Source organism: Streptomyces sp. NPDC046303, from assembly GCF_055588085.1.
In genome coordinates this window covers 1-4,499 of sequence record NZ_JBVJFA010000083.1, presented here as the reverse complement: position 1 = coordinate 4,499, position 4,499 = coordinate 1, and the positions used below count along the sequence as shown (strand labels likewise).

Here is a 4,499-nt window from a genome sequence, read left to right as displayed (position 1 = left end):
CCCTCTCGGGCTTTCCTCCGGGCTTTCGTTCTGTTCTTGCGTTTCCGACTCTATCAGACTCTTTCGGGCCCGATTTCCTCGGCGCTTTCCAGGTCCAGACGCTTTCGCGCTTTCCCTTTCCGGCGAGTCCGACTCTATCAGAAGATTTCCACCGGATTTCCCCGGCTTCGATTCCCGAATGAAGAGTCGAGTGTCCCCACGCGAAAGTCTTCCTTGTAGGGGCTGCTGCCGAGCTTGTCCAGCTCGAGGCAACTGCTCGACTCTACAACCGTGCCGGAGGGGTGTCAAAACGGCTCCTGGCCGGCTCCCGGGAGCTCCAGGGATCCGTCAGTCGAGACCCCCAGGTCGTGACGCATCGCCGCTCGCATGGCCCGGAGCATGTCCCAGACCGCCTGCTGGTCTCGTTCCGCGGTCTCCATGGTCTCGCCCGGCTCCGGCTCACCTCTCTCGAGGCGTTTGACCTGGCCGTAGACCTTGTTCAGGGCCTGGTTGACGGCACTCGCCCGCGCGAGCACCTGGTCGGGGGCGATCATCTGCGCTTCGGAGTACCGATCGCGGTGGGCGTCCTTCGCTTCTTCGAGCGCGGCTCGGTCGTCCTCCTCCGCGCCTCGTTCCCTCAGGACGTGCAGGTGCCGGTTGAGTGCCGTGGTGAACTGCCGGGCATCCCGGTTGAGCTCCACGTAGCAGGTGCGCCGCAGGACGCGGCTCTCGTGGATCTCTTCCTGGCCGCGGAGGAGCTCTATCTCCCTGAGCTTCGTGCGCTCCGAACCGCGCTGGGTGAGCAGCGAACCGCCCAGCGTGCCGGCGACACCTGCCACCGCGATGATCACTGCACTGAGATCCACCGAACACTCCCCCACGCCACCACTCGCCTCCGCTCCCGCGGCCCACAGCGCAAAGTCTGCTCCAGGCAGCCTGGTTGGCGGACACCGGGCTGCGAAGCTCATGCAGGGGAGCCGGGCGCGGATGCTCGCCGGGACCGGTCCCGCCGGGCGATGGCTTCGGCTACCTCTTGGATGGCTCCACGGAGCAGGTCACCGTAGGGCGTCCGCGGCAGGCCGGGCGCGTGCGCTTCGGCCGCGTCGATGTGTTCGGCGGCGGCGTCGAAGGAACCGAGCCGGCGGTAGCCGTCGGCGAGGTTGAGGTGCAGGGACGGGTAGAAGCCGGCGATGTGCACGCCGGCGTGATGCTCCTGGACGCGCTGCTCGGTCACGGCGTCGGCGGCGTCCAGGGCCCGGATGTCCCAAGCGAGGGCCTCGGCGGGATCTTCGTGGAGATCTGCCAGGTGGTGAGCGAGAGTGCAGCGGTGCAACGGATCGCCTGTGACACCGATCGCGGACCACAGGCCCAGCAGCTTCCGGCGGGCCGAAGCGCTGTCACCGGCCCGGCCTTCGGCGACGGCCTCGCCGATGGCGTCCATGGTCGGGTCCGGAACGGGTCCGGCGGGTGCCGTATCAGTCATGGCGGGGTTCCTCTTGGTCCTTCTCAGGCGGAGCGGTCGGACGGGACCGGCATGGCCAGCGTGGTGAGGTCCCCCCGGTCCGCGGAGCGGATCGTGACCGGCTGGTCCGTTCCCCTCAGGTCGAGCATCACGTCGGGACCGATGGCCGTACTCACGGCGGGATAGAGCGTGGTCAGCTCGAACCACACGGCCAGGGCCCGGCCCGACACGATCGCCGGGAGGCGGATGCCGGGGTGTCCTTCGCCCCCGGGTACGAGGTTCACGCCGTCGTCGGCGACGTGCAGGGCGATGCGCTCGCCGGCGTGTTCTTCCAGCGCTCGCAGGAGCAGCTCCTTCGCGACCGTCACCCGCGTGGTGACCTCCCCCAGCGATGCCAGCATCAGCCGGTGGTCGGGGAACTCCTCGGACAGCAGCCGGCAATGCCGGTCCTCGCCGTCCGCCCCGCGCAGCCGGATCCCGTACGGCGCCGCCTCGAGCCGCACCAGCGCACTGCGGCGGACGCCGGCGACCGCGAGCCGCAGCTCGTCTCCGCTGACCGTGCCGGCCCACGTCTGCCCCGATGGTTCGGCCGGCACGAGGGTTCGGGTGGAGAGCCGGTACCGGTCCGTCGCGGTCAGGGTGACCGCCTCATGGCTCGTCTCGATGCGCAAGCCGGCGAGTACCGGCATCCCCGGCTCATGTACGGCCGCGGTCAGGACCTGCTCGACCGCATCCGCCAGGACGGGACCCTTCAGCACAGCGACCGGCAGAGCCGGCACGTCATCGCCGAGCACGGCCTTGATCACAGCAGCCTTCTGCTGCGCCGCCGCCGCATCCCCCACGACCTTCGCGACATGCGCATCGACCAGCCGGGCCGCCTCGTCGGCCCCGGCGCCGAGGAACACCCCGACGTCGCTGAGGGGCATGCCGATCTCCCGAAGCCGGCGCAACGCGGTCGCCCGCGCCACCTGGTCACCGCTGTAGTAGCGGTAGCCCGACACCGGGTCGATCTCGGCGGGGCGCAACAGCCCGGAGTCGGCGTAGAACCGCAAGGCACTGGCAGTCAGCCCACTGTGTTGGGCGAAGGCCCCGATCGGCATCAGCTCGGATTTCGACACCACGCCATCATTGGCCTTCACCCCACTCGAAGGTCAACACCGCCCGGCAACACCGCCGAGCGCTATACCGGCTCCTCGTACAGGTCGATCTCGGAGAGCCCTCTATCGAGGAGCGGTACGAGGCGCGCCTCCATAGCGGCGAACCACTCGTCGAGGGCAGGTTCGGGCTCGTAGCGCAATTCGCAGTGAACCTGGACGTAGTGGTCGTGCTCACCGCCGTCATCGCTGACGCCGAACTGCCGCGTGAGGTCCAGGGTGAACATCGGTCGCCCGCTGAAGGCGTGCGTGCCGTACTGGAAGAGCAAACCGTCGGCGTCGGGTGTGGGCACCGCGCCGAAGCGCTGCCGGCCGAATCGTCTGAAGGCCAGCCAGGCATCCCGAGTGGTCAACTCGGTCGCCGTCGATCGCCCGGCCGCCAGTTCGGCTCGCAGGAACTCGAAGGCTCCCTCCCGCCGCGGTCCGTTGGGCACCCCGACTCCCCTCGCTGCCTGAACCGAGTGGTGGACTGACTCGCCGCGCTCCGCTCCGCGATCGTACGGGCCCACGGGGCGTGCCCGTACTGGGGGCGTAAGGGAGCGGCGGCCGGGGCGGCCTTGGTCAGTGGGAGTGGGGGCTCAGGAGCGTGGCGGCCGCGGTGACGAAGGCCTCGGTTGCTTCCTTGGCCGCATGCCGCCGGGCGTCCAGCTCGGTGCGGTCGGTGGCCTTGCGCAGCGCGTACGTGGTTTCCGCGGCCCGCTGGGCGGGCCCGGCCAGCTCGGGGACCAGTACCTGGAGGCGGATGTGCGGCGCGGTGATCGCCGCCCGGGTGTCGTGCGACCTCGTCTGGGCCTCCAGCTGGTGCTCGGTACTCGCCTCTGCCTGGGCCAGACGCTCCCGATGGAAGATCGCCGAGCGGTGCGCGTCGAGGGCGGCCGCGAAGTCGGTGACGGCGCCGAGCTGGTCTTGGCGATGGCTGTCGGCGCGCTGCTCGGCGCGTGCGGTGCGTGCCGCACGGTGCTGGAGGAGTCCGGCGGTCAGGGCACCGGCGAGGGTACCGAGTACGGCCACGATCGAAGGCCATATGGACATCGGGCGTTGGGCCCTCTCTGGTAGTCGGTTTCGGTTGACGGACCCGACACGCGTTGCCGACCGGCCGGGGCTGCGGCTCAGAGGTTGACCCGCTTCAGGTAGACGCGGCGGCGGTGCGGGATGGTCTGGTACCAGACCATCAGGTGCTCGTCCTCGTACGTACGCAGCCGCATGGGGTTGGGGTCCTCGTAGAGGCTGCCGTCCTTGGGGTCGATCGCCATCGCCGCCAGGTCGACCAGGCCGTCCATGACGGCACCGACGAGGCCCTGTTGTTCCGCCGGCATGTCGCCGAGGACCCACAGCCGACTGGGGTCGCACTCCCACGCCCAGCCGGTGTCGTTCTCCACGCCTTCGCCGCGCGGAGTCACTGCCCGATCTCGCGCTGGGCCTCGGCCAGGATGCGGCTGCTCGTCTCCATCGCGGCCCGGAACTCCTCTTCGGTGGCCGCCGGGTCTCCCGCGACGCGCTCCGCTTCGTGTAGCGCGGCCGCCCGGGCCGGCCAGCGGTGAATCGCCACGTGCGTGGCCCACTTGATCAGGAAGAACCGCAGCGGGTTGATGGCACCGGTCTCCGCGGCCCGGTCGAACGCCTCGTTGCATTCCTTGTCGAGGACGGCCAGGTTGGCCATGTCGATCCGGCGCACGGCGTCCCGCAGGGCTTCCCGTGTCATGGCCGGCTGAGGAATGAGCGGCCCGCCGTCTTCCAGCTGCTGTGCTGTCATCACGTCCTCCAGGGGAACGCGGCCAGGATACCCAGCGGACCGCGTCGTTCTGGTGGTGAACGCAGAAAAGCCCCGCACCGGGCCCGTAAGGGCTGGTGCGGGGCTTCCCGCAATGATTGTTCGGCGGCGTCCTACTCTCCCACAGGGTCCC

8 protein-coding genes are annotated in these 4,499 nt (G+C 69.7%); 1 reads left to right on the top strand and 7 read right to left on the bottom strand.

From position 1 onward, the window contains the following. Window positions 1-182 (top strand): hypothetical protein (locus ACZ6I1_RS34935; RefSeq protein ID WP_469293149.1); only part of this gene is annotated, 182 nt, incomplete at its 5' end. Between the two features lie 102 nt (window positions 183-284). Here the strand turns inward: ACZ6I1_RS34935 and ACZ6I1_RS34930 are convergent. The 7 genes from ACZ6I1_RS34930 to ACZ6I1_RS34900 all read right to left on the bottom strand — a co-directional run bounded on the left by ACZ6I1_RS34930 (window position 285) and on the right by ACZ6I1_RS34900 (window position 4,348). Beyond that, complete coding sequence (locus ACZ6I1_RS34930; RefSeq protein ID WP_469293148.1) at window positions 285-845, bottom strand: hypothetical protein; 561 nt, start codon at window positions 843-845, stop codon at window positions 285-287. A gap of 98 nt (window positions 846-943) precedes the next feature. Then, window positions 944-1,462 carry a hypothetical protein gene (locus tag ACZ6I1_RS34925; protein ID WP_469293147.1) on the bottom strand — a complete coding sequence of 173 codons (519 nt, stop codon included), beginning with the start codon at window positions 1,460-1,462 and terminating at the stop codon, window positions 944-946. A gap of 23 nt (window positions 1,463-1,485) precedes the next feature. Further along, complete coding sequence (locus ACZ6I1_RS34920; RefSeq protein WP_469293145.1) at window positions 1,486-2,559, bottom strand: DNA polymerase III subunit beta family protein; 1,074 nt, start codon at window positions 2,557-2,559, stop codon at window positions 1,486-1,488. 62 nt (window positions 2,560-2,621) lie between these two features. After that, on the bottom strand, window positions 2,622-3,029 hold the full coding sequence (locus ACZ6I1_RS34915) for a hypothetical protein (RefSeq protein ID WP_469293143.1): 408 nt from the start codon (window positions 3,027-3,029) through the stop codon (window positions 2,622-2,624). Between the two features lie 127 nt (window positions 3,030-3,156). Further along, window positions 3,157-3,606, bottom strand: a complete 450-nt coding sequence (locus ACZ6I1_RS34910; protein WP_469293141.1) for a protein kilB — start codon at window positions 3,604-3,606, stop codon at window positions 3,157-3,159. Window positions 3,607-3,704: 98 nt separating this feature from the next. Next, complete coding sequence (locus tag ACZ6I1_RS34905; protein ID WP_469293139.1) at window positions 3,705-3,974, bottom strand: hypothetical protein; 270 nt, start codon at window positions 3,972-3,974, stop codon at window positions 3,705-3,707. A gap of 17 nt (window positions 3,975-3,991) precedes the next feature. Further along, complete coding sequence (locus ACZ6I1_RS34900) at window positions 3,992-4,348, bottom strand: hypothetical protein (protein ID WP_446594874.1); 357 nt, start codon at window positions 4,346-4,348, stop codon at window positions 3,992-3,994. Between the last annotated feature and the right edge of the window lie 151 nt (window positions 4,349-4,499).